Genomic DNA, 23,275 nt, shown 5'->3' with positions numbered 1-23,275 from the left:
CTCCGTAAGGTGCTGAAATGAGGAGCCTTGCAACAAGGTCTCCGGGGGAGGTTGGATCGCAACGCATCGTATGTCTCCCTACCCCGCGGTAGATACTGGGACTAATGCCTATGTATAAATGCCTACGTACCCGCCCTGAGGGCGTATGGCGCTGGGGATGTACGGGCGCGGGCAGCGCGCCAATGCTCAATCTGGCGCCGTGGCAGGCACAGAAGACCACACGCGGTGGTGGCGCAGCGCCGCGCCCATCACTGACTTTTTACTGACAAGCCTTGGTATTCACCGCCGTGGGCACCACTTATAACCATAGAGGGGCCGGACCGCGCTCCTTCTGCGGCACTCAGCTGAGCCGCCTACACTGCCATGATGCCCTCCCTCCCCTCCTCCACACCCGCCCGTGGCGCCCCCCGCTCGCTCACGGGACTGCTGCCCTTTTTGCGGCCGTATCGTGCGCGCATTGCACTGTCGCTGGTGTTCCTGGTGCTGGCGGCATTGGCCACACTGGCGTTTCCCATGGCACTGCGCAATCTCATCGATGGAGGCCTGGTCTCTGCGACGGGTGACCGGGGAGCGCAGGCCATGGCCCTTCGCGGGCATTTTGAAGAGCTGTTTGCGGTGGCCATGGCACTGGGCGGGTTTTCGGCCGCGCGCTTTTATATGGTGAGCTGGCTGGGCGAGCGCGTCACCGCTGACCTGCGCAACGCCGTCTATAGCCATGTGCTGCAGCAAAGCCCCCAGTTCTTCGAGACCACCCAAACCGGCGAGGTGCTGTCGCGGCTGACGTCGGACACGACGCTGGTGCAGACCGTGGTCGGCTCATCGCTGTCCATGGGGCTGCGAAATGCGGTTCTGGGCCTGGGTGCCCTGGTCATGCTGGTGTGGACGAATCCCTATGTGATGTCGGTGGTACTGCTGGCCGTCGTGCTGGTGGTGCTGCCCACGATGTGGATCGGTCGCAGGGTGCGCCGATTGTCACGCGACAGCCAGGACCGCGTGGCCGACTCCAGCGCCATCGCGGCCGAAGTGCTCAACGCCATCCCCGTGGTGCAAAGCTATACCGCAGAGCCACGCGAGGCCTCAAGGTTTGCGCGGGCCACGGAAGACGCCTTTCGCGCGGCAGTCAAGCGCACCAAGGCGCGCGCCTTGCTCGTGGCCTTCATCATCATCGCCAACGCGGCCCTGTTGCTGTGGGGGCTGTACCGGGGCACAGAAGCCGTGTTGGCCGGGCAGATGAGTGCAGGCCACCTGGGCCAGACCGTGGTGTACGTGATTCTGCTGGCGAGCGCGGTGGCAGTATTGGGCGAAGTGTACGGAGACCTGCTGCGTGCTGCCGGTGCCACCGAGCGCTTGATGGAATTGCTGTCGAGCCGTTCCCCCGTGGCAAACCCTGCGACACCCAAGCGGCTGCCCACTTCGGATCAAGGGCTGGAGGTGCAGTTTGACAACGTGCAGTTTCACTACCCGTCGCGCCCGAACCAGCCCGCGCTGCAGAACTTCTCTCTGCACCTGTCACCCGGAGAGACCGTGGCACTGGTGGGCGCCAGCGGGGCGGGCAAGACCACGGTGTTTCAGTTGCTGCAGCGCTTTTATGACGTGGATAGAGGCAGGGAGGCGGGTGCTCAGGGTTCACGAGAGGGACGCATCCTATTGAACGGTGTGGACATCCGCGACCTGAGCTTGGACACACTGCGCGCCCATACGGGCACCGTGCCCCAGGATGCCGTGATTTTCTCCGCCTCGGCCATGGACAACGTCCGCTATGGCCGTCCGGACGCCTCCGACGAAGAGGTCATGGCGGCCACCCGGGCTGCCTTTGCGCATGACTTCATCGCAGCCCTGCCCGAGGGCTATCACACGTTTCTGGGCGAACGGGGTGTACGCCTGTCGGGCGGCCAGCGCCAGCGTATCGCCATTGCCCGAGCCATGCTCAAAAATCCACCCCTGTTGCTGCTGGACGAGGCCACCAGCGCACTGGACGCAGAAAGTGAGCGCATGGTGCAGGCCGCGCTTGACACTGCCATGCAGCGCCACACTGGCAAAAGGACCACGCTGGTGATCGCCCACCGCCTGGCCACGGTACAAAATGCCGACCGCATCGTGGTGCTGGACCACGGTCAGATCGTGGAGCAAGGCACCCACAGCGCATTGATGGTACAAGGTGGGGTGTATGCGCGTCTGGCTGCACTGCAGTTCACCAGTTGATCCCGGCACCATTCCGCAAGGTCTACCCCCTGGACCGGGTGCAGTGGCTACTGCAGGGTTTCCTTGACTGCCGCTGGCAGCGGCATGACGGCAATGCCCTCATCCAGCAGCTGCAACGCCTCCTGCGCGGTGGCCTGGCCACGAATGGCCCGATCCTGAACCTCGCCGTGGTGCATGCGCCTGGCTTCATCGGCAAACCGGGAGCCGACATCTTCGGTATTAGCGACGACCTTGCGGGCCAGCTCCAGCCACGCTGCCTGTAGCGCCGGGGGAAGCGTCGATGCCTCGACCTGCACGCTGGAAACAGCACGCGAAACAGAAGTTGTGCCGGACAGTGCCGCCGCAGCTGCGGCGGGCTCGCGGGCGCCCAGATTCAGGCGCGGCGCGCTCAGCCGCTTGTCGATATGGACGTCTGCGCACAAAGGGCACTCCACCAACCCGCGCTGCTTCTGGCTCTGAAAGTCATCTTCAGAACCAAACCAGCCTTCAAACACATGGCCGTGCTGACATTGGAGATCCAGTACCTTCATAAGATGCATCGTACGCTGGTGAGCGCAATCCCATGATGGGCGCTACCAGGCACATCAACGTCCAGGTGCAGAGTTGTGTTCAGAAGTGCTCCACCCCATTTGCCGGCCTTCAGCTGGCAACGGGGAAGTGCCCTCAAGGCTTTGTCGAATGGCTCTGCCCGGAACCGGCCGCTGCTTCAGCCGTGGCGCCGCAGCAGATACCGATAGACAAACCCGGGGAAGGCCAGCGTGAGAAACATGGTGCCGGTGATGGCGTAAAACTCCCAGCCCTGAGGTGCAATTTGGCCTGCACGACGCTCCAACAACAGAGCCATCCCGCCCACCAAGAAGTACAAAACGATCAGTTCGGCCATGCGCCCGACCAGAGGCTTGCCGTTGGCGACGGAGGGGCCCACCACCAGCCAGCGCTGATTGACGAAGGGCAGATTGGCGGCAATCAAAGCCGCCACAATCACAAGCCAAACCGAACCGGTAAGTGACACAGAGGAACTGATCGAGGCAGCAAATTGGGAATGGGAGCAGTAGCCCGCGCGGCGTGTGCGCGCAGGCTACGATCAGGTCGCCAGTGCGCGGACCACGGCGTCGGCACACAGGGCCATCAAACCGCCTGGCAGCAAGCCCAACACCAGCACCAACGCGCCGTTGATGGTCAGCACCACGCGCACATCGGCGGGCGCCGATACATTGGTAGCGGTCAAGGGTGCGTCGAAATACATGACCTTCACCACCCGCAGGTAGTAGAACGCACCGATCAGCGACATGATCACGGCAAACACAGCCATCGCCATGTAGATGGTCTGCCCCGAAGCGATCAGGGCTTGAAGAACCGCCAGCTTGGCATAGAAGCCCACCAGAGGAGGAATACCTGCCATGGAGAACAGGCAGACAGCCATCACGCCAGCGTACAGGGGGCTTCGCTGGTTGAGGCCTGCGAAATCGGAAATCTCTTCGCTCTCAAAACCTTCCCGGGCCAGCAGCAGGATCACACCAAAGGCCGCCAGCGTGGTCAACACATAGGTGATGACGTAGAACATAGAGGCGCTGTAGGCGTTCTCCACCGCAGTGGCGTCCACGTTGCCATTGATGACCCCGGACATCAGGCCTAGCAACACGAAGCCCATCTGGGAGATGGTGGAGTAGGCCAGCATGCGCTTGAGGTTGGTCTGCGCAATGGCTGCCAGGTTACCCACGAGCAAAGAACCAATCGCCAACACGGCCAGCATCTGTTGCCAGTCGATAGCCAGGGGCAGCAGACCGTCCACCAGCAAACGGATGGTGATGGCAAATGCAGCCAGCTTGGGCGCACCACCAATCATCAGCGTCACCGCAGTGGGTGCGCCCTGGTAGACATCGGGAATCCACATGTGGAAAGGCACCACCCCCAGCTTGAAGGCCAGACCGGCTACCACAAACACCAAGCCGAACACCAGCACCTGATGCTTGATCTGACCGGAATTGACTGCCTTGAACACCTGACCAATATCCAGCGAACCCGTGGCACCGTACACCATGGACAACCCGTACAGCAGGAAGCCACTGGCCATGGCGCCCAGTACAAAATACTTCATGGCCGCTTCTGTGGCGGTAGCGTTGTCGCGACGCAACGCCACCAGGGCATAGCTCGACAGCGTGAGCAACTCAAGCCCCAGGTAGATCACCAGGAAGTTGTTGCCCGAGATCATGATGAACATGCCGAGCAAAGCGAACATGGACAGCGTGAAGAGCTCACCCCCCCGCAACATGTCGCGGTCGGCAGCATAGGGGCGGCCATACACCAGGGTGACCATCATGGCCACGGTGGCAAAACACTTGAGCCAATTGCCCATGGCGTCACTCACCACCATGTTGCCAAAACCGTAGAAGGTGTTACCGCTGCTGGCATACATGGCCTGCAGGGCAGCCACCACGGCCAGCGTGAGCATGGTCAGCACATAGGTGCTGGTGCGACGAGGGCTGTGTACGCCCAGATCAACCAGCGCAATCACGCAGGCCATCGTCAACAGCACAATTTCGGGGTAAATCGCTAGCCAGCTGATGTTGTCAATCATCTCGAATCTCTCAGTTCAGTCTGGTCTGTTCAGTTCAGCTTGGTCTGCGCGACATGCTTGAGCAGTTCTGCCACCGAGGTGTCCATCACGTCGGTGAACGGACGGGGGTAGAGGCCCATGGCCAGCACCGCGATGCCCAGTACAGCAAGCACCAGGAACTCGCGGCTGTCGATGTCCGTCAAGCCCTTGACGTTGTCATTGCCCACGGGGCCCAGGTACACACGCTTGAACATCCACAGGGTGTAAGCAGCACCAAAAATCAGCGCAGTGGCGGCAGCCAGACCGATCCAGAAATTGGCCTTGACGGCACCCAGGATCACCATCCACTCACCCACAAAACCGGCCGTACCCGGCAGACCGCAGTTGGCCATGGCAAACAGCAGGGCAAACGCCGTGAAGTTCGGCATGGTGTTGACCACGCCACCATAGGCGGCGATTTCACGGGAGTGCACGCGGTCGTACAAGACACCGATGGACAAGAACATCGCACCGGACACAAAACCGTGCGCAATCATCTGGACAATACCGCCGGACACGCCCAGGTCGTTGAAGATGAAAAAGCCCAAGGTCACAAAACCCATGTGCGCCACCGACGAGTAAGCCACCAGCTTCTTCATGTCCTTCTGGACCATAGCCACCAGGCCCACATAGATCACGGCGATCAGCGACAAGGCAATCATCAGCCAAGCCCACTGGCGTGCAGCGTCAGGAGCGATTGGCAGCGAAAACCGCAGAAAACCGTAGGCACCCAGTTTCAGCATGATGGCGGCCAGCACTGCTGAACCGCCCGTAGGCGCCTCCACGTGCACATCGGGCAGCCAGGTGTGGACGGGCCACATGGGCACCTTCACAGCAAAGGCGGCAAAGAATGCGAAGAACAGCAGGGTCTGTGCACGTCCGCTCAACGGCAGCTGATGCCAGGTCGCAATGTCAAAGCTGCCACCCGACTGGTTGTACAGGTAGATCAGCGCGATGAGCATCAACAGCGACCCGAGCAACGTATACAGGAAGAACTTGAACGCTGCGTAGATCTTATTGGGGCCGCCCCAGATGCCGATGATCAGATACATCGGGATCAGCGTTGCCTCGAAGAACACATAGAACAGAATGCCGTCGAGTGCGCTGAACACACCGATCATGAGCCCCGAAAGGATCAGGAAAGCGCCCATGTACTGGTTCACGCGCTCCGTGATCGACTCCCAGGAAGCAATCACCACAATGACGGTGATGAATGCTGTCAGCGGCACGAACCAGAAGGAAATGCCGTCCACCCCAAGGTGGTAGTGGACGTTGAAGCGCTCGATCCAGTCAGCCTTCTCCACAAACTGCATGGCTGCTGTACCCAGCTTGAAGCCATCGTACAAAGGCAGCGTGACCAGGAAGCCGATCAGCGCGCCGACGAGCGCCAGCCAGCGCACGGCACGCGCGTGCTCATCGCGCCCGATGGCGAGCAACAGCACGCCAAACGCAATCGGTGTCCAGATTGCAAGACTCAACAGACCCATTTTTATTCTTCTCCTACTTGTTGAGCCAGACGAAATACGTCATGAGGACGAAAACACCCAGGATCATGACCAGCGCATAGTGGTAGATGAAGCCCGACTGCACCCAACGCACAGCACCGGCAACCCACCGCACCAGCTTCCAGGACCCGTTGACCAGGGCACCATCGATCACAGCCTGATCCCCGCCCTTCCAGAGACCCACGCCCAGCGCACGTGCACCACGGGCCAGAATGTTCTCGTTGATCCAGTCGAGGTAGTACTTGTTTTCAAGCAATGTGTAGATGGGCTGTACGCGCGCCTTGATCGCCGTGGGCAACGCAGGATTGACCATGTACATGTAGTACGAAAGCGCCACACCTGCCAGTGCGAGCCAGAACGGCGCCGTCTGCAGACCGTGCAATGCCATGGCCCAGGCGCTGTGGAAATGCTCCGCCATGTGTGCCATGGAAGGATGCTTGGCCGCATCCACAAAAATGACGTCCTTGAAGAAGTCTCCAAACAGCATGGGCTGGATGAACAGGAAACCCACCACCACCGAAGGAATGGCCAACAGCACCAGAGGCACCGTCACCACCCAGGGAGACTCGTGCGGTTCGTGGTGATCATCGTGGCCGTGGCCATGGTGATCGTCGTGGTGGGCATCCGGATTCTGGTCGTAACGCTCCTTGCCATGGAAGACCAGGAAGTACATGCGGAAGGAATAGAACGCCGTGATGAACACACCCGCGAGCACTGCGAAATGTGCAAAACCGGCTGCAGGCAGATGGCTAAAGTGCACCGCCTCAATGATGCTGTCCTTGGAATAGAAACCTGAGAACAGCGGCGTGCCGATCAGGGCCATCGAACCCAGCAGCGAGGTGATCCAGGTGATGGGCATGTACTTGCGCACACCGCCCATCCAGCGGATGTCCTGGTTGTGATGCATGCCCATGATGACCGAGCCTGCGCCCAGGAACAACAAGGCTTTGAAGAACGCATGGGTCATCAGGTGGAACACAGCCACCGAGTACGCCGAGGCGCCAAGCGCTACTGTCATGTAGCCGAGCTGCGAGAGCGTCGAGTACGCCACCACACGCTTGATGTCGTTCTGTATGATGCCCAGGAAACCCATGAACAATGCTGTGATGGCACCGATCACCAGGATGAAGTTGAGCGCAGTGTCCGACAGCTCGAACAGAGGCGACATGCGCGACACCATGAAGATACCGGCGGTCACCATAGTGGCAGCGTGAATCAGCGCGGAGATGGGAGTCGGACCCTCCATCGAATCAGGCAGCCAGACGTGCAGGGGAAACTGCGCTGACTTGCCCATCGCGCCGATGAACAGGCAGATGCAGATCACCGTGACGAGCATCCAGCTGGTGCCGGGGAACGACAGAAAGCCCAGTTCACCCGCCTTGGCGAAGATCTCGCCATAGTTCAAGGTGCCGGTATACGCTGCGATCAGGCCAATGCCCAGAATGAAGCCGAAGTCGCCCACGCGGTTGACCAGAAACGCCTTCATGTTGGCGAAGATGGCAGAAGGCTTGTTGAACCAGAACCCGATGAGCAGGTAGGACACCAGACCCACCGCCTCCCAACCAAAGAACAGCTGCAGCAGGTTGTTGCTCATGACGAGCATGAGCATGGAGAAAGTGAACAGCGAAATGTAGGCAAAGAAGCGGTTGTAGCCCTCGTCTTCTTCCATGTAGCCAATGGTGTAAATGTGAACCATCAGCGACACAAAGGTCACCACCACCATCATCATCGCCGTGAGGCTGTCGATCAGGAAGCCCACTTCCATCTTCAAGCCACCCACCACCATCCAGGTGTACAGGGTTTCATTGAACCGGGCACCATCGAGTGCCACGCTCTTGAGCGTCATCGCCGAGAGGATGAAAGCAACCAGCACCCCGAGGATGGTCAGGGTATGGCTCAGGCGACGACCGATCCAGTTACCACCGAAGGTCGTACCGAAGACGCCGGCCAGTAAGGCGCCTGCCAGCGGTGCCAACGGCACTGCCAGGAGGGTTGAAGCAGAGAGGGTTTGACTCATTCTTGAGAACCTTGGGAATACTCGCGACCCATCAACCCTTGAGGGTGTTGAGGTCTTCCGCGTTGATACTGGATTTGTTGCGGAACAGCAGCACCAGGATGGCCAGGCCAATCGCCGATTCAGCGGCTGCCACGGTCAGGATAAAGAACACGAACACCTGGCCGTGCATGTCTCCCAGGTAGTGGGAGAACGCCACGAAGTTCATGTTCACGGCCAGCAGCATGAGCTCGATCGCCATCAGCAGCACGATCAGGTTCTTGCGGTTCAGGAAGATGCCGATCACAGCGAGCGCAAACAGCATGGCGCCCAGCGACAAAAAGTGGCCCAGAGTCAATGTCATGCTTTTTTCTCCTCGGCAGCAGCTTGCGCAGGCTCTTCAGCATCAGGCTTTTGGGTGGCGGCCACCTTGACCACTGCCAGACGATCGGCCGCACGCACTCGGATCTGCATTGAAGGATTGATGGCCTTGCTGTCCTTGCGCTGACGCAGGGTCAGTGCGATGGCAGCCACCATGGCCACCAGCAAAATGACTGCAGCGATCTCAACGGGATACAGATACTGGGTGTACAGCAGCTTGCCCAACGCCTTGGTGTTGGAGTACGGGACCACATGACCAGCGGCATCGACCATGGCAGCGACGGCCTTGGGCTCTTCCATGCCGCGGAATCCGCCCATCAACACGGCAGCCATTTCCAGGGCGATGACCGCCCCAATGAGGGCCGCCAAAGGGAAATGCTTCCAGAACCCCTTGCGTACGGTATCGATATGAATGTCCAGCATCATCACCACGAACAGGAAGAGCACCATGACCGCGCCCAGGTACACCAGCACCAGCGCAATTGCCAGGAACTCTGCCTTGAGCAACAGCCAAACAGCCGCCGCCTGCGAGAACGCAAGGATGAGATACAGCACTGCATGCACAGGGTTACGCGCAGTGATCACCCGGAAGGCTGCAAACAGCAGCACCACCGAGAAGAGATAGAAGAAACCAGTCTTGGCGTCCATGAATCGGGTCTTTATAGAAAGTCTGGCAAAGAGGCTGAACCCCGTACCGCTCAGCGGTACTTGGCGTCTGCAGCCTTGGCTGCCGCAATTTCACCTTCGTACCGGTCGCCCACGGCCAAGAGCATGTCCTTCGTGAAATACAGGTCACCACGCTTTTCGCCGTGGTATTCAAAGATGTGTGTCTCGACAATCGAATCGACCGGGCAGCTCTCTTCGCAGAACCCGCAGAAGATGCACTTGGTCAGGTCGATGTCATAGCGCGTGGTGCGACGCGAACCATCTGCACGCACATCCGATTCGATGGTGATGGCCATCGCAGGGCATACGGCTTCGCACAGCTTGCAAGCGATGCAACGCTCCTCGCCGTTGTCATAACGGCGCAGTGCATGCAGGCCACGGAAGCGTGGCGACAAAGGCGTCTTCTCTTCGGGAAACTGCACGGTCACCTTGCGGCGAAACGCGTAGCGGCCAGTCAGGGCCATCCCCTTGAGCAACTCCACGAGCATGAAGCTCTTGAAGAAATCCTTGAACGAAAAAGGTGCAGCAGCAGCAACAGCAGTCATTTGTGTCCCCGCTTATTTCCAGATATTCCAAGGCGAGAGCAACCACCCGCCAACAAACAACAAGTACACCAGCGTGACCGGAATGAAGATCTTCCAGCCCAGACGCATGATCTGGTCGTACCGGAACCGCGGGAAGGTAGCCCGGATCCAGATGAACATGGATACCACAAGGAAGGTCTTGAGACCCAGCCAGATCCAGCCTGGAATCCAGTTGAACACCGCGCTATCGATGGGAGACAGCCAGCCGCCCAGGAACATGAGAGCCGCCAGGATGGACACGAGCCACATGCTGGCGTACTCGGCCAGGAAGAAGATCGCGAAGCCCATACCGGAGTACTCGACCATGTGGCCGGCCACGATTTCTGCCTCGCCTTCCACCACGTCGAAGGGATGGCGGTTGGTTTCTGCCACGCCAGAGATCAGGTACACAAGGAAGATCGGCAGCAGGGGCAGCCAATTCCAAGACAGGAACGTCAGGCCCTTGTCTGCGGCCATGCCCCGCCCCTGACCCAGCACGATTTCCGTCAGGTTCATACTGCCCGACACCATGATCACGACGAGGAAACAAAAGCCCATCGCGATTTCGTAGCTCACCATCTGTGCCGAGGCCCGCAGTGCGCCCAAGAATGCGTACTTGGAGTTGGAAGCCCAGCCCGCAATGATCACGCCATAGACTTCGATGGAAGTGATGGCCATCACCAACAACAGACCAGCATTCACATTCGCCAAGGCCACGTCGGGGCCGAAAGGAATGGCCACCCAGGCAGCCAGGGCCGGCATGATGGCCATAACGGGCCCGAGAACAAACAGGCCCTTGCTGGCCGCCGTAGGCTGGATGATTTCCTTGGTCAGCAGCTTCAGTGCGTCAGCAATGGGCTGCAGCAGCCCCATCGGTCCCACGCGGTTGGGACCGTGGCGCACTTGCATGAAGCCCAGCAGCTTACGCTCCCACAAAGTGAGGTAAGCCACGGCACCCATGAGCGGCGCCAAGATGCAGACGATCTTGATCAGGATCCAGAGCACTGGCCAGACGATGCCGGTCCACCACCCAAAGGAGAGCAGGTTCAGGCCCGCGTTGTAGATCGCGTCGATCATGCGGCCACTCCTTCGCGTGCCATGCGTGCGTCGGCAGTGAGCTGCAGCGACGTAGAACGGCGCACCAAGCCGTCCAGTTGATAGATGGATGCCACGACCGGATCACCAGCTGCAGCCGTTGCGGCTGGCGACGCCTTCACTGCATTCGACAACTGTGCGGCGGGCACCTGCGCAACGGCACCGGCAGCGGCGTTCGTCGCACGGGCCAGAACGTCCTGGGAGGTCTCAAAGTCAAAGCCTGGCACACCCAACAGGTTGGCCAGCACGCGCAGAACCTTCCAAGCGGGACGGGTATCGCCCAGAGGGCGCACCACGGCGTGGAAACCCTGTATGCGTCCCTCGGCGTTGACAAAGCTGCCCGAAGTTTCCGTGAACGGAGCAATTGGCAACAAAACGTCACTGAACTCCATGTTGGCCTTGAAGGGGCTCAACGTGACCACCATTTCTGCACCAGCAAGAGCAGTTGCAGCTTGAGCACCCGTCGCAGAATCATGGACGGGCTCGGTGTTCAGCAGCACCGCCGCCTTCAAACCACCGGAGAGCATTTGAGCAGCATTCAGTCCACCGTTGACAGGGTGAGCGCCCGCAAATTGCGCGCCCACCGTATTGGCGGCCTCTGTCAGGTAGCCCACTGTTGCACCGGTGTTCTCTGCAATCCAGTTGGCCCATGCCAGCAACTGCGTAGCTTGCGCGTGGTGCGCCGCCGCATTGCCCAGCAACACCGCCTTGCGCTCCCCGCCCAGCAGCGAGCGGGCGATGGCCTGGGCAGCCTCGTTGGCCGCGCTGGCACCTTGCGGAGCGGGAATGCCCTTTTCATGGGCGATGGCGGAAGCAATGCCTCCGAGCATCTCGACCCACTGGCCGGCACCTTGTGCCACAAATGTCTGCACCGGCATGGCCCAGTCATGGGATACCGAAGCGATGGCACTGACCTGGCAGCCATGGCGGACCGCCTGACGGACGCGCTGCGCAAACAACGGATGGTCCTTGCGCAGGTTGGAACCCACGACCAGCACGCGCTGGAGCGTGGACAACGAAGCGATGGACGTACCGAGCCAGCGAATACCTTCGGGAGCAGCGAACTCGGCGTTGCGCAGACGATAGTCGATGTTGTCGCTACCAAGACCGCGCACCAGGGCGCTGGCCAGATACAGCTCTTCCAACGTACTGTGAGGACTCACCAGCGCACCAATGCTGGCCGCGCCGTGGTCGTTCTTGATGTTCTTGAGGCCATTGGCCACGTATTCCAACGCAGTCTGCCAGTCCACTTCCTTCCACACCCCACCCTGCTTGAGCATGGGCTGGGTCAGGCGGTCGTCACCGTTGAGCGCTTCATAGGAGAAACGGTCGCGGTCGGCAATCCAGCATTCGTTAACAGCCTCGTTTTCAAACGGGACAACGCGCATGACCTTGTGGTTCTTGACCTGAACAATCAGGTTGGCGCCGGTGGAGTCATGTGGACTCACCGAGCGGCGGCGCGACAGTTCCCAGGTGCGGGCGCTGTAACGGAAAGGCTTGCTGGTCAATGCACCCACGGGGCAGATGTCGATCATGTTGCCCGACAGTTCGGAGTCCACCGTGTCGCCGGCGACCGTGGTGATTTCCGAATGCTCGCCACGATGGATCATGCCGAGTTCCATCACGCCCGCCACTTCCTGGCCGAAGCGCACGCAACGGGTGCAGTGGATGCAGCGGCTCATCTCCTCCATGGAGATCAGAGGGCCCACGTCCTTGTGGAACACCACGCGCTTTTCTTCCTCGTACCGCGAGGAGGAGCCACCGTAGCCCACGGCCAGATCCTGCAACTGGCACTCGCCGCCCTGGTCGCAGATGGGGCAGTCCAGAGGGTGGTTGATGAGCAGAAACTCCATGACCGACTGCTGCGCCTTGATGGCTTTGTCGCTCTTGGTACGCACGATCATGCCCTGCGTGACCGGCGTGGCGCAGGCTGGCATGGGCTTGGGAGCCTTCTCCACGTCCACCAGGCACATGCGGCAGTTGGCGGCGATCGAAAGCTTCTTGTGGTAGCAGAAATGCGGAATGTAAGTGCCAGCCTTTTCAGCCGCATGCATCACCATGCAGCCCTCGGCGACTTCCACTTTCTGACCGTCCAGTTCAATTTCAACCATATGTTTTCTCGCGATCAGACGGAAGTCGCGGCTTGTGGAGCCTTGTTCCGGATCAGTGCCTCAAACTCGGGACGGAAGTGTTTGATCATGGCGCGCACAGGCATGGCGGCAGCATCACCCAGCGCACAGATGGTGCGGCCCTGGATGTTGTCCGCCACCGAATTGAGCAGATCCAGGTCACCCTCACGACCCTGTCCATGCTGGATGCGATCGATCACGCGCCACATCCATCCCGTGCCTTCACGGCAGGGCGTGCACTGGCCGCAGGATTCATGCGAATAGAAATACGACAGGCGCAGCAGACTTTCGACCATGCTCCGGGAATCGTCCATGACGATCACGGCACCAGAGCCCAGCATGGAGCCAGCCTTGGCGATGGAGTCGTAGTCCATCGTGCATTCCATGATGACGGATGCAGGCAGGACAGGGGCCGATGAACCACCAGGAATCACCGCCTTGAGTTGACGACCTTTGCGCACGCCACCGGCCAGTTCCAGCAGCTTGGCAAATGGGGTACCCAACGGCACCTCATAGTTGCCTGGCTTTTCGACGTCACCAGACACCGAGAAAATCTTGGTGCCGCCGTTGTTAGGCTTGCCGCACTCCAGATAAGCCGCACCGCCATTGCGGATGATCCAAGGCACAGCCGCAAAGGTTTCCGTGTTGTTGATGGTGGTGGGCTTGCCATACAAGCCAAAGCTGGCCGGAAACGGTGGCTTGAAACGGGGTTGCCCCTTTTTGCCTTCCAGCGATTCGAGCAATGCAGTTTCTTCACCACAAATGTAGGCACCAAAACCGTGGGCTGCGTGCAGCTGAAAGCTGAAACTGCTGCCCAGGATGTTGTCGCCCAGATAACCTGCTGCCCGCGCTTCTTCCAGAGCGGCTTCAAACCGTTCGTAGGTCTGGAAGATCTCGCCATGGATGTAGTTGTAGCCCACCGAGATGCCCATCGCATAGGCTGCGATGATCATGCCTTCGATGACGATGTGCGGGTTGAACTGCAGGATGTCACGGTCCTTGCAGGTACCAGGCTCACCCTCATCGGAATTGCACACCAGATATTTTTGGCCTGGGAACGAGCGGGGCATGAAGCTCCACTTGAGGCCCGTAGGAAAGCCTGCACCACCCCGGCCACGCAAGCCAGACTCCTTGACAGTGGCAATGACCTGATCCTGCGTCAGGCCCTCTTCACCATCCTTGCCCAAGATACGACGCAGCGCCTGATAGCCACCACGCGCTTCGTAGTCCTTGATGCTCCAGTTGCTGCCATTCAAGCCCACATAGATTTGGGGGTTGATATGGCGGTCGTGAAAACAGGTCTGAACGCCCGTAGCCTGGAACTGGGAGAGTATTTGTGCTGCCGTGGTCATCACTGGCCCTCCGCGGCCCGCAGGCCGTCAACGAGCTGGTCGAGCTTGTCGTTGTCCATGAAGCTGCACATCGTGCGATCGTTCACCAGCATCACAGGCGCATCAGCGCAAGCACCCAGGCATTCGCATTGCTGCAGAGTGAACAGGCCGTCAGGTGTGGTCTCACCCATCGAAACACCCAGCTTCTTTTCCAGGTGATGCAGCGCCTTTTGCCCGTCGCGCAACTGGCAGGGCAGATTGGTGCACACGTTGAGCTTGTACTTGCCCACCGGTTGCTGGTTGTACATGTTGTAGAAGGTCGTGACTTCGTGCACGGCGATCTGCGCCATGCCCAGATAGTCGGCGATCACTGCCTCGCTCTCGGCGCTGACATAGCCCTGCTCTTGCTGAACGATGGACAAGCAAGCCATCACCGCAGACTGCTTCTGGTCCGCAGGGTACTTGGCCACTTCGCGCGCAAACCGCGCCTTGGTCGCTTCGGTAATCATCGGTCAATCTCTCCGAACACGATATCCATGGTGCCAATGATGGCGACAGCGTCCGCGATCATGTGGCCACGCGCCATTTCGTCGAGCGTCGCCAGATGCGCAAAACCCGGCGCCCGGATCTTGAGTCGGTAAGGCTTGTTGGCACCATCACTCACCAGATAAATACCGAATTCGCCCTTGGGATGCTCCACCGCCGCATAGGCCTCGCCTTCCGGCACGTGGAAACCTTCCGTGAAGAGCTTGAAATGGTGGATCAGCTCTTCCATGTTCGACTTCATGGATTCACGCGCGGGCGCAGCCACCTTGTGGTTGTCCGTGATCACAGGACCGGGGTTGGCCTTGAGCCAGTCCACGCATTGCTTGATGATGCGGTTGGACTCGCGCATTTCCTGCACACGCACCAGGTAGCGGTCGTAGCAGTCACCGGTCTTGCCCACTGGCACATCGAAATCCACACGGTCGTATACGTCGTATGGCTGGGTCTTGCGCAGGTCCCATGCGATACCGGAGCCACGGAGCATGGGGCCGGTCATGCCCAGATTCAGGGCTCGCTCGGGGGGCACCACGCCGATGCCTACCGTGCGCTGCTTCCAGATGCGGTTGTCGGTGAGCAGCGTTTCGTATTCGTCCACACAGCCTGGGAAACGCTGGGTGAAATCGTCGATGAAGTCCAGCAGAGACCCTTGACGATTCTGGTTCAACGCCTCCAGCGCCTTGGCATTCTTGATCTTGCTGACCTTGTACTGCGGCATGCTGTCGGGCAGGTCGCGGTAGACGCCGCCCGGGCGGAAATAGGCCGCATGCATGCGCGCGCCAGAAACCGCCTCGTACATGTCAAACAGGTCTTCCCGCTCGCGGAAGGTGTAGATCAGGATGGTGGAGCTGCCGCAGTCGTTGCCGTGCGAGCCCAACCACATGAGGTGGTTCAGCAAGCGCGTGATCTCGGAAAACATCACGCGGATGTACTGCGCGCGCACCGGCACTTCCAGGCCCAGCAGCTTCTCGATGGCAAGGCAGTAGGCGTGCTCGTTGCACATCATCGACACGTAGTCCAGCCGGTCCATATAGGGCAGTGACTGGATGTAGGTCTTGTGCTCGGCCAGCTTCTCGGTGGCGCGATGGAGCAGACCGATATGCGGGTCAGCGCGTTGCACAACCTCGCCGTCCAACTCCAGCACCAGGCGCAACACACCGTGCGCCGCAGGGTGCTGCGGACCAAAGTTCAGGGAGTAGTTCTTGATTTCAGCCATGATGGATCACATGAGGCGCGAGGCGGCTCAGTGCAGGCCTCCGTACTTGTCTTCGCGGATGATGCGGGGCGTGATTTCCCGCGGCTCGATGGACACGGGTTCATACACGACACGGCGCTGCTCGGCGTCGTAACGCATTTCAACATGTCCAGACAGGGGGAAATCCTTGCGGAAAGGGTGCCCGATAAATCCGTAGTCCGTGAGAATGCGGCGCAGGTCGTTATGACCATCAAACACGATGCCAAACAAATCAAAGGCTTCGCGCTCGTACCAGTTGGCTGCATTCCACAACTCAGCTACCGAAGCAACGACCGGGAAATCATCGTCTTGGCAGAACACCTTCACGCGCACTCGCTGATTGAGGCTGACCGACAACAGGTGCGACACCACACAGTAGCGGGCACCCTCATGGACTGCATCGCCATATGCAGAATAGTCCACACCGCACAAATCGATCAACTGCTCGAAACGGCAACCTTCCGAATCGCGCAGCAAGCGCATCGCATCCAGATAGTCCGCAGCAGCGACCACCAGGGTGACCTCATCGAGAGCGACCGAAATCTGGCGCACTTTGGCACCCAGCGCCGCAGAGATATTCTCTTTAAGCTTCTCAGGCCGAATGGCAACAGCTGTCATCATCAACCCTTCAGACACGAGCAATGGTGTTGGTGCGGCGGATCTTCTGCTGCAGCTGGATGATCCCGTAGATCAGAGCTTCTGCCGTCGGAGGGCAACCTGGCACATAAACATCCACCGGCACGATGCGGTCACAACCGCGCACCACCGAATAGCTGTAGTGGTAGTAACCACCACCATTGGCACACGAACCCATCGACAAGACCCAGCGCGGCTCGGACATCTGGTCGTACACCTTGCGCAGTGCGGGGGCCATCTTGTTGCACAGCGTGCCCGCCACGATCATCAGGTCGGACTGACGAGGGCTGGCACGGAACACTTCCGCACCAAAACGACCGATGTCATACCGGGCCGCCGCAGCGTGCATCATCTCCACAGCACAGCAAGCCAGACCAAACGTCATCGGCCACAGAGAACCGGTCTTGGCCCAGTTCACCACGGAGTCGTAACTCGTGGTGATGAAGCCTTCCTTCATCACGCCTTCAATCATTGCATTGTCCTTGTTGAAGTCCGCTCATTCCCAATCCAGGGCACCCTTTTTCCATTCGTAGGCAAAACCCACGACCAGAATGGCCAGGAAAATCACGACCGCCACAAAACCGGCCACGCCCACCTCGTGCAGCGTGACCGCCCACGGGAAAAGGAATGCGATTTCCAGGTCGAACAGAATGAAGAGAATGGCCACGAGGTAGTAGCGCACATCGAATTTCATGCGCGCATCCTCGAAGGCTTCAAAGCCACATTCGTAGGGGGAGTTCTTTGCGGCATCCGGGCGGTTGGGGCCCAGTATGTAGCCGAGTACGAGGGGGACAACGCCTACGGCGATGCCGACCAAGATGAACAAAAGGACGGGGAGGTACTGATCGAGGTTCATCTTGAGGATGTGCTCACCGCTGTGGCCTTGCCCGTCAGGACCCGAGCCGGGTCATGCAGGCAGGCCTTTGTTTTGGTGCCGTCGGCGAGACTCGAACTCGCACAGCTTTCGCCACTACCCCCTCAAGATAGCGTGTCTACCAATTTCACCACGACGGCTGATTTTTGCATCTGGATGGCATGAGGAACCTTGCGGCTTTGGCTTTCCAGACAATCCAGAATTCTACTCCGGAAAAACCCTGCTTCGGCCCTGCGGGCCGAAATTCAGTTCAATTATTTGGTCGGGATCTGCGCGGCGCCCGAAGCGGGAGCGGCAGGCGCTGCAGGCACCTCAGAAGCAGGTGCGCCGGCAGGCACGGCAGCGGCTGGCGTTTCCAGAACGCTGCCCGAACTGGCGGGACGAGCGTTGCCAAAGTAGGCCAATGCGAGCGTAGAAACAAAGAACACTGCAGCCAGCACGGCCGTGGTACGGGACAGGAAGTTGGCGCTGCCGCTGGCGCCAAAGAGGCTGCCCGAACTGCCGCTACCGAAAGCCGCCCCCATGTCAGCTCCCTTGCCATGCTGGATCAAGATCAGGCCGATCATGGCCAGGGCCGCCAACATCTGCACCGCCAAAATCACATTCACGATCACGTTCATTCTCTGTTCACTCCTGATTGAATTGTTTGACTCGCAGCCGCCTCAACGAGCGGCCGCAATGATTTGTAGAAAGTCGGGCGCCTTCAGCGAAGCCCCACCGACCAGGCCGCCGTCGATATCGGGCTGCGCCAGTAACTGAGCTGCATTGGCCGCATTCATGCTGCCGCCGTACAGCAACCGGATGCGGTCCGCATGCTCGCTCGCAGCTGCCAGCTGGGTGCGCAGCACGGCATGCACGGCTTGCGCCTGCTCCGGCGACGCAGTGCGACCCGTGCCAATGGCCCACACAGGCTCATAAGCCACCACGATCTCGCTGATGCAATGACCGTTGAGGTGAATTACCGCTGCGAGTTGCCGCTTGACCACCGCCTCGGTCAGTCCCGCTTCACGCTCCTGCAGTGTTTCCCCCACACAGACCACCGGCGTCACACCGGCCGCCAGCGCGCGCTGGGCCTTCTCCGCCACAATCGCGTCCGTTTCACCATGGTACTGGCGGCGCTCAGAGTGCCCCACCAGCGCATAGCGCACGCCAAAATCCTTCAGCATGGCCACCGATACCTCACCAGTGTAGGCACCCGCCTCGTGCGAAGACACATCCTGTGCTGCCACCGCAACGGCAGTGCCGGCGGTCAACGCCTGCACCTGCGCCAGATAGGGCGCAGGCACTGCGACGGCCACATCACAAGCCACATCTGCAGCACCCGCAATCAAGGCCTTCAACAAAGCTTCGTTGGCAGCGAGGCTGCCATTCATCTTCCAGTTGCCAGCGATGAGTTTTTTCTTGTTGTTCATGATTACCACGTCAAAACAATCTTGCCAACATGCTGGCTGGACTCCATCAGCGCATGGGCTTGTGCCGCATCCGCAGCAGCAAACGTGCTGTGGATGACCGGACGCACCTTGCCCGCTGCCAGCAAGGGCCAGACATGCTCACGCAGCGCCCGTGCAATCGCACCCTTGAAAGCCACGGGACGCGGACGCAGTGTGGACCCTGTGATGGTGAGCCGCTTGCGCAGCACCAACCCGGCATTGAAACCGCTCTGCACACCCCCTTGCACTGCGATGATGACGATCCGGCCGTCCTCGGCCAGGCATTCGACCTCGCGAGCGACATAGTCACCTGCCACCATATCGAGCACCACATCAACACCACGCGCCTCGGTGATTCGTTTCGCCTCGGCCACAAAGTCCTGAGACTTGTAGTTGACTGCGTGGTGCGCGCCCAGCGCCAGGCACGCTGCACACTTGTCATCGCTCCCAGCGGTGGCAATCACGGTAGCACCGAAGGCACGTGCCAGCTGAATAGCCGTCACGCCAATGCCACTCGTACCGCCTTGCACCAGGAAGGTTTCACCGGCTTGCAAACGCGCACGGTCAAAGACATTGCTCCACACCGTGAAGAACGTCTCCGGAAGTGACGCAGCCTCTACGTCACTGAAGCCATCAGGCACCGGCAGGCATTGCACCACCGGCGCCACACACCACTGTGCATAACCACCACCCGCCACCAAGGCGCAAACACGGTCACCCACACGAATGCCCGCCTCTGCCATCGCCAAAGCATCGCCCGACTCAACCACCCCCGCGACCTCCAGCCCCGGAAGATCCGAGGTGCCAGGAGGCGGCGCATAGTGGCCCATTCGCTGCAATACATCAGGGCGGTTGATGCCACTGGCCGCCACGCGGATCAGCAGCTCACCCGCACCCGCTACAGGAGCGGGGCGCTCACCCAGACGCAGCACCTCAGGCCCACCAAACGATGTGATCTCAACAGCATGCATAACGGGGTTTACCGAAGATGGATTCAGATGATTTAGGCCGCTAGCGCATGATTTATATGCACCAGCAGCTACCAAATCAATAGCAGATCAACAATTTAGCCATTCACCTGAACAGACGCACCATCTGCAGGCAGGGCCTGCTGCTGTTGCTGCTCTGCGGGATGACGGCCGCCATCGCGACCATGATCACGGCGGGGTTCGCGATCGCCACGTTCTGCAGGCGCTGGACGGTCGCTGCCACCGGCGGGACGATCTGCCAACACCTTCATGGACAGCTTGATGCGGCCCTTTTCGTCGGTTTCCATGACCTTGACCTTCACGATCTGGCCTTCGGTCAGGTAGTCAGACACCTTTTCGACGCGCTCGTGAGCGATCTGGCTGATGTGCAGCAGACCATCCTTGCCAGGCAGCAGATTGATCAGCGCGCCAAAGTCGAGGATCTTGGTCACAGGGCCTTCGTAGATCTTGCCGATCTCGACTTCTGCCGTGATCTGCTCGATGCGCTTCTTGGCTTCGTCGGCCTTCGCAGCGTCGGTAGCGGCGATGGTGATGGTGCCGTCTTCCTCGATGTTGATCTGGCAGCCAGTTTCTTCGGTCAGCGCACGGATCACAGCGCCGCCCTTGCCGATCACGTCACGGATCTTCTCGGGGTTGATCTTCATGGTGTACAGCTTGGGCGCGAAGTTCGACACTTCGGTCTTGGCTTCACCCATGGCCTCCTGCATCTTGCCCAGGATGTGCATGCGCGCTTCCTTGGCCTGGGCCAGTGCCACTTGCATGATTTCCTTGGTGATGCCCTGGATCTTGATGTCCATCTGCAGGGCCGTGATACCGCCCGTGGTACCCGCCACCTTGAAGTCCATGTCACCCAGGTGATCTTCATCACCCAGGATGTCGGTCAGTACGGCGAAACGGTTGGCGTCCTTGATCAACCCCATCGCAATACCAGCCACGTGGGCCTTCATGGGCACGCCGGCATCCATCAGCGACAGGCAGCCGCCGCAGACCGAAGCCATCGACGAGGAACCGTTGGACTCAGTGATTTCCGACACCACACGCATGGTGTAGGGGAATTCTTCCTTGGTCGGCAGCACAGCAACCAGCGCGCGCTTGGCCAGACGACCGTGGCCGATTTCGCGGCGCTTGGTCGAGCCCATGCGGCCCACTTCGCCGGTGGCGAAGGGAGGCATGTTGTAGTGCATCATGAAGCGGTCTTCGTACTCGCCAGCCAGCGCATCGATGCGCTGTGCATCACGCTCGGTGCCCAGCGTGGTCACGACCAGCGCCTGGGTTTCGCCACGCGTGAACAGGGCCGAGCCGTGGGCACGGGGTAGCACGCTGTTGCGGATCTCGATGGGGCGCACGGTGCGCGTATCGCGGCCGTCGATGCGAGGCTCGCCAGCCAGGATCTGGCTGCGCACGATGCCCGCTTCGATGTCGAACAGCATGCCTTCAACCTTGACGGCGTCGAACTCAACACCATCGGCCTTCAACGCTGCCATCACGGCTGCATAGGCTTCGCGGCAGGCCTGGGTGCGGGCTTGCTTGTTGCGGATCTGGTAGGCAGCGCGCAGCTTGTCGTCGGCCAGTGCCACCACCTTGGCGATCAGTGCTTCGTCCTTGGCGGGCGCTTCCCATTGCCACACGGGCTTGCCCGCGTCGCGCACCAGTTCGTGAATGGCGTTGATGGCCACATTGCCTTGCTCGTGACCGAACACCACGGCACCTAGCATGATTTCTTCAGACAGCTGCTGGGCTTCGGATTCGACCATCAGCACTGCGGCTTCGGTACCCGCCACCACCAGATCCATCTGCGAGTTCTTGCGCGCAGTCTGGCCAGGGTTGAGCACGTACTCGCCGTTGATATAACCCACTCGTGCGGCACCAATGGGGCCGTTGAACGGAATGCCAGAGATGGCCAGGGCAGCACTGGTAGCGATCAACGCAGCGATGTCGGCATCCACTTCAGGGTTCAGCGACACCGTGTGGATCACCACGTGCACTTCGTTGAAGAAACCTTCGGGGAACAGCGGACGAATCGGGCGGTCGATCAGGCGGCTGGTCAGGGTTTCGTGCTCGCTGGGCTTGGCTTCGCGCTTGAAGAAGCTGCCAGGGATCTTGCCGGCAGCATACGTCTTCTCGATGTAGTCCACCGTCAGGGGAAAGAAGTCCTGGCCGGGCTTGGCGGACTTGGAGGCGACCACAGTGGCCAGCACCACGGTGTCGTCAATATTCACCAGCACGGCGCCAGAGGCCTGGCGGGCGATTTCGCCGGTTTCCATGATGACGGTCTTGTCACCCCATTGGAAGGTCTTGGTGACTTTGTTGAAAATGCTCATGTTCAGCTCCTGTTTTAATAGCTGGTAGTGCCCTACCAGATTGTCTTGGAGAGCAATTCAGAACACGATGCCATTCCAGGGAAGTTCTGCGCCAGGCAGTAACAACAACTTCATTGGAATGACACAGCTTCGCTCTGTTTTGCGGCTCCGAAGTAAAAAACGCCTGAGCTAGCGGACTAACCCAGGCGTTTTGGCATGCAATGAAGATTACTTGCGCAGACCCAACTTGGCGATCAGCGCGGTGTAACGGTCAGCGTCCTTGGCCTTCAGGTAGTCCAGCAGCTTACGACGGCGGCTCACCATGCGCAGCAGGCCACGGCGACCATGGTGGTCCTTGGCGTGCGTCTTGAAGTGGGGAGTCAGTTCGTTGATGCGAGCGGTCAGCAGGGCCACTTGCACTTCTGGGCTACCAGTGTCATTGGCAGCACGGGCGTTCGCCTTGACGACTTCGGCCTTGATGGAGGATGCGATCATGTTTTTCCTTGAATGTGGCCTGCCGCAGGCGGAAGACCATGGTTTTTACTTGCGCCAGCAGCTGGAACGGCCGCAGGCGTGCGTCTTGCACCATGCAAAACCCGCGGATTATAACCCGAGGCCCTCAATTCGCCTCTGACCAGCCCACAGGCACCTTGCCAGCCCGATCTCGCCGGACCAGAACACGGGGGCTTGCTGCCGCCCTTCGCCGCCGGTGTAGCGTAGAGGATACGCCGCAGCACGGGCCTCATCGGCGTGAGCCCGCCTCGACGCATTGCAGCCCAAGCCCACTTTAAGATCACCCGGCGCCCCG

General features: G+C 59.9%; 22 protein-coding genes and 1 tRNA gene. 1 reads left to right on the top strand and 22 read right to left on the bottom strand.

What is annotated here, in order from left to right:
- Nucleotides 1-366: 366 nt before the first annotated feature.
- On the top strand, nucleotides 367-2,202 hold the full coding sequence (locus ASC83_RS10375) for an ABC transporter transmembrane domain-containing protein (protein WP_056062147.1): 1,836 nt from the start codon (nucleotides 367-369) through the stop codon (nucleotides 2,200-2,202).
- Between the two features lie 47 nt (nucleotides 2,203-2,249).
- On the opposite strand, the gene ASC83_RS10370 is transcribed toward ASC83_RS10375, so the two are convergent.
- From ASC83_RS10370 to rpsO, 22 genes are all read right to left on the bottom strand, one after another.
- Nucleotides 2,250-2,732 carry a DUF1178 family protein gene (locus tag ASC83_RS10370; RefSeq protein WP_056061584.1) on the bottom strand — a complete coding sequence of 161 codons (483 nt, stop codon included), beginning with the start codon at nucleotides 2,730-2,732 and terminating at the stop codon, nucleotides 2,250-2,252.
- Between the two features lie 176 nt (nucleotides 2,733-2,908).
- Complete coding sequence (locus tag ASC83_RS10365) at nucleotides 2,909-3,214, bottom strand: DUF2818 family protein (RefSeq protein ID WP_056061582.1); 306 nt, start codon at nucleotides 3,212-3,214, stop codon at nucleotides 2,909-2,911.
- Between the two features lie 72 nt (nucleotides 3,215-3,286).
- Nucleotides 3,287-4,780: an NADH-quinone oxidoreductase subunit NuoN gene (gene nuoN, locus ASC83_RS10360; RefSeq protein ID WP_056061579.1), complete on the bottom strand. Its 1,494-nt coding sequence runs from the start codon at nucleotides 4,778-4,780 to the stop codon at nucleotides 3,287-3,289.
- A gap of 29 nt (nucleotides 4,781-4,809) precedes the next feature.
- The gene (locus tag ASC83_RS10355; RefSeq protein WP_056061577.1) at nucleotides 4,810-6,285 is read right to left on the bottom strand and encodes an NADH-quinone oxidoreductase subunit M; all 1,476 of its coding nucleotides are present in this window, start codon (nucleotides 6,283-6,285) and stop codon (nucleotides 4,810-4,812) included.
- Between the two features lie 13 nt (nucleotides 6,286-6,298).
- The gene (nuoL, locus tag ASC83_RS10350) at nucleotides 6,299-8,320 is read right to left on the bottom strand and encodes an NADH-quinone oxidoreductase subunit L (protein ID WP_056061574.1); all 2,022 of its coding nucleotides are present in this window, start codon (nucleotides 8,318-8,320) and stop codon (nucleotides 6,299-6,301) included.
- 31 nt (nucleotides 8,321-8,351) lie between these two features.
- A complete protein-coding gene (gene nuoK / locus ASC83_RS10345) occupies nucleotides 8,352-8,660 on the bottom strand; it encodes an NADH-quinone oxidoreductase subunit NuoK (protein WP_005793248.1) in 309 nt (102 codons plus the stop codon).
- Nucleotides 8,657-9,325 carry an NADH-quinone oxidoreductase subunit J gene (locus ASC83_RS10340; RefSeq protein WP_056061571.1) on the bottom strand — a complete coding sequence of 223 codons (669 nt, stop codon included), beginning with the start codon at nucleotides 9,323-9,325 and terminating at the stop codon, nucleotides 8,657-8,659. Before ASC83_RS10340 ends, nuoK begins: the two co-directional genes overlap by 4 nt.
- Before the next feature lie 50 nt (nucleotides 9,326-9,375).
- Entirely contained in the window at nucleotides 9,376-9,888 is a 513-nt protein-coding gene (nuoI, locus tag ASC83_RS10335; protein ID WP_010463942.1) for an NADH-quinone oxidoreductase subunit NuoI, read from the bottom strand.
- A 12-nt stretch (nucleotides 9,889-9,900) separates the two neighbouring features.
- Nucleotides 9,901-10,983, bottom strand: coding sequence for an NADH-quinone oxidoreductase subunit NuoH (gene nuoH / locus ASC83_RS10330; protein ID WP_056061569.1), 1,083 nt, complete (start codon nucleotides 10,981-10,983; stop codon nucleotides 9,901-9,903).
- Nucleotides 10,980-13,112 carry an NADH-quinone oxidoreductase subunit NuoG gene (nuoG, locus tag ASC83_RS10325; protein ID WP_056061564.1) on the bottom strand — a complete coding sequence of 711 codons (2,133 nt, stop codon included), beginning with the start codon at nucleotides 13,110-13,112 and terminating at the stop codon, nucleotides 10,980-10,982. The genes nuoH and nuoG overlap by 4 nt, the downstream gene beginning before the upstream one ends.
- A gap of 14 nt (nucleotides 13,113-13,126) precedes the next feature.
- Nucleotides 13,127-14,482 carry an NADH-quinone oxidoreductase subunit NuoF gene (gene nuoF / locus ASC83_RS10320; protein WP_056061561.1) on the bottom strand — a complete coding sequence of 452 codons (1,356 nt, stop codon included), beginning with the start codon at nucleotides 14,480-14,482 and terminating at the stop codon, nucleotides 13,127-13,129.
- Nucleotides 14,482-14,970, bottom strand: coding sequence for an NADH-quinone oxidoreductase subunit NuoE (gene nuoE / locus ASC83_RS10315; protein ID WP_056061558.1), 489 nt, complete (start codon nucleotides 14,968-14,970; stop codon nucleotides 14,482-14,484). Before nuoE ends, nuoF begins: the two co-directional genes overlap by 1 nt.
- The gene (locus ASC83_RS10310) at nucleotides 14,967-16,220 is read right to left on the bottom strand and encodes an NADH-quinone oxidoreductase subunit D (RefSeq protein ID WP_056061550.1); all 1,254 of its coding nucleotides are present in this window, start codon (nucleotides 16,218-16,220) and stop codon (nucleotides 14,967-14,969) included. The genes nuoE and ASC83_RS10310 overlap by 4 nt, the downstream gene beginning before the upstream one ends.
- Before the next feature lie 27 nt (nucleotides 16,221-16,247).
- Entirely contained in the window at nucleotides 16,248-16,856 is a 609-nt protein-coding gene (locus ASC83_RS10305) for an NADH-quinone oxidoreductase subunit C (RefSeq protein ID WP_056062144.1), read from the bottom strand.
- A 10-nt stretch (nucleotides 16,857-16,866) separates the two neighbouring features.
- The gene (locus ASC83_RS10300) at nucleotides 16,867-17,346 is read right to left on the bottom strand and encodes an NADH-quinone oxidoreductase subunit B family protein (RefSeq protein WP_007849129.1); all 480 of its coding nucleotides are present in this window, start codon (nucleotides 17,344-17,346) and stop codon (nucleotides 16,867-16,869) included.
- Between the two features lie 24 nt (nucleotides 17,347-17,370).
- Nucleotides 17,371-17,730, bottom strand: a complete 360-nt coding sequence (locus tag ASC83_RS10295; protein ID WP_056061547.1) for an NADH-quinone oxidoreductase subunit A — start codon at nucleotides 17,728-17,730, stop codon at nucleotides 17,371-17,373.
- A 73-nt stretch (nucleotides 17,731-17,803) separates the two neighbouring features.
- Nucleotides 17,804-17,888, bottom strand: a tRNA-Leu gene (locus ASC83_RS10290).
- A gap of 114 nt (nucleotides 17,889-18,002) precedes the next feature.
- Nucleotides 18,003-18,368, bottom strand: coding sequence for a preprotein translocase subunit SecG (secG, locus tag ASC83_RS10285; RefSeq protein ID WP_056061544.1), 366 nt, complete (start codon nucleotides 18,366-18,368; stop codon nucleotides 18,003-18,005).
- A 42-nt stretch (nucleotides 18,369-18,410) separates the two neighbouring features.
- Nucleotides 18,411-19,160 carry a triose-phosphate isomerase gene (gene tpiA, locus ASC83_RS10280; RefSeq protein WP_056061540.1) on the bottom strand — a complete coding sequence of 250 codons (750 nt, stop codon included), beginning with the start codon at nucleotides 19,158-19,160 and terminating at the stop codon, nucleotides 18,411-18,413.
- Between the two features lie 2 nt (nucleotides 19,161-19,162).
- A complete protein-coding gene (locus tag ASC83_RS10275; protein ID WP_056061538.1) occupies nucleotides 19,163-20,149 on the bottom strand; it encodes an NAD(P)H-quinone oxidoreductase in 987 nt (328 codons plus the stop codon).
- Between the two features lie 95 nt (nucleotides 20,150-20,244).
- Nucleotides 20,245-22,488: a polyribonucleotide nucleotidyltransferase gene (gene pnp, locus ASC83_RS10270; RefSeq protein ID WP_056061536.1), complete on the bottom strand. Its 2,244-nt coding sequence runs from the start codon at nucleotides 22,486-22,488 to the stop codon at nucleotides 20,245-20,247.
- A gap of 207 nt (nucleotides 22,489-22,695) precedes the next feature.
- Entirely contained in the window at nucleotides 22,696-22,962 is a 267-nt protein-coding gene (rpsO, locus tag ASC83_RS10265; protein WP_005793232.1) for a 30S ribosomal protein S15, read from the bottom strand.
- Between the last annotated feature and the right edge of the window lie 313 nt (nucleotides 22,963-23,275).

The organism is Acidovorax sp. Root402, assembly GCF_001425125.1.
Classification (GTDB): Bacteria; Pseudomonadota; Gammaproteobacteria; order Burkholderiales; family Burkholderiaceae_C; genus Acidovorax; species Acidovorax delafieldii.
This window is presented reverse-complemented; position numbering and strand designations above follow the sequence as displayed.

Excerpts from the sequence above, each read along its gene's own strand:
- tpiA (WP_056061540.1), bottom strand. The coding sequence starts at position 19,160 with ATGAACAACAAGAAAAAACTCATCGCTGGCAACTGGAAGATGAATGGC.
- ASC83_RS10305 (WP_056062144.1), bottom strand. The coding sequence starts at position 16,856 with ATGACAGCTGTTGCCATTCGGCCTGAGAAGCTTAAAGAGAATATCTCT.
- secG (WP_056061544.1), bottom strand. The coding sequence starts at position 18,368 with ATGAACGTGATCGTGAATGTGATTTTGGCGGTGCAGATGTTGGCGGCC.
- ASC83_RS10375 (WP_056062147.1), top strand. The coding sequence starts at position 367 with ATGCCCTCCCTCCCCTCCTCCACACCCGCCCGTGGCGCCCCCCGCTCG.
- ASC83_RS10310 (WP_056061550.1), bottom strand. The coding sequence starts at position 16,220 with ATGGCTGAAATCAAGAACTACTCCCTGAACTTTGGTCCGCAGCACCCT.
- nuoE (WP_056061558.1), bottom strand. The coding sequence starts at position 14,970 with ATGATTACCGAAGCGACCAAGGCGCGGTTTGCGCGCGAAGTGGCCAAG.
- ASC83_RS10355 (WP_056061577.1), bottom strand. The coding sequence starts at position 6,285 with ATGGGTCTGTTGAGTCTTGCAATCTGGACACCGATTGCGTTTGGCGTG.
- nuoF (WP_056061561.1), bottom strand. The coding sequence starts at position 14,482 with ATGACCACGGCAGCACAAATACTCTCCCAGTTCCAGGCTACGGGCGTT.
- ASC83_RS10295 (WP_056061547.1), bottom strand. The coding sequence starts at position 17,730 with ATGAACCTCGATCAGTACCTCCCCGTCCTTTTGTTCATCTTGGTCGGC.
- pnp (WP_056061536.1), bottom strand. The coding sequence starts at position 22,488 with ATGAGCATTTTCAACAAAGTCACCAAGACCTTCCAATGGGGTGACAAG.
- nuoG (WP_056061564.1), bottom strand. The coding sequence starts at position 13,112 with ATGGTTGAAATTGAACTGGACGGTCAGAAAGTGGAAGTCGCCGAGGGC.
- ASC83_RS10275 (WP_056061538.1), bottom strand. The coding sequence starts at position 20,149 with ATGCATGCTGTTGAGATCACATCGTTTGGTGGGCCTGAGGTGCTGCGT.
- nuoN (WP_056061579.1), bottom strand. The coding sequence starts at position 4,780 with ATGATTGACAACATCAGCTGGCTAGCGATTTACCCCGAAATTGTGCTG.
- nuoH (WP_056061569.1), bottom strand. The coding sequence starts at position 10,983 with ATGATCGACGCGATCTACAACGCGGGCCTGAACCTGCTCTCCTTTGGG.
- nuoL (WP_056061574.1), bottom strand. The coding sequence starts at position 8,320 with ATGAGTCAAACCCTCTCTGCTTCAACCCTCCTGGCAGTGCCGTTGGCA.
- nuoK (WP_005793248.1), bottom strand. The coding sequence starts at position 8,660 with ATGACATTGACTCTGGGCCACTTTTTGTCGCTGGGCGCCATGCTGTTT.
- nuoI (WP_010463942.1), bottom strand. The coding sequence starts at position 9,888 with ATGACTGCTGTTGCTGCTGCTGCACCTTTTTCGTTCAAGGATTTCTTC.
- ASC83_RS10370 (WP_056061584.1), bottom strand. The coding sequence starts at position 2,732 with ATGAAGGTACTGGATCTCCAATGTCAGCACGGCCATGTGTTTGAAGGC.
- ASC83_RS10300 (WP_007849129.1), bottom strand. The coding sequence starts at position 17,346 with ATGATTGAAGGCGTGATGAAGGAAGGCTTCATCACCACGAGTTACGAC.
- ASC83_RS10340 (WP_056061571.1), bottom strand. The coding sequence starts at position 9,325 with ATGGACGCCAAGACTGGTTTCTTCTATCTCTTCTCGGTGGTGCTGCTG.
- rpsO (WP_005793232.1), bottom strand. The coding sequence starts at position 22,962 with ATGATCGCATCCTCCATCAAGGCCGAAGTCGTCAAGGCGAACGCCCGT.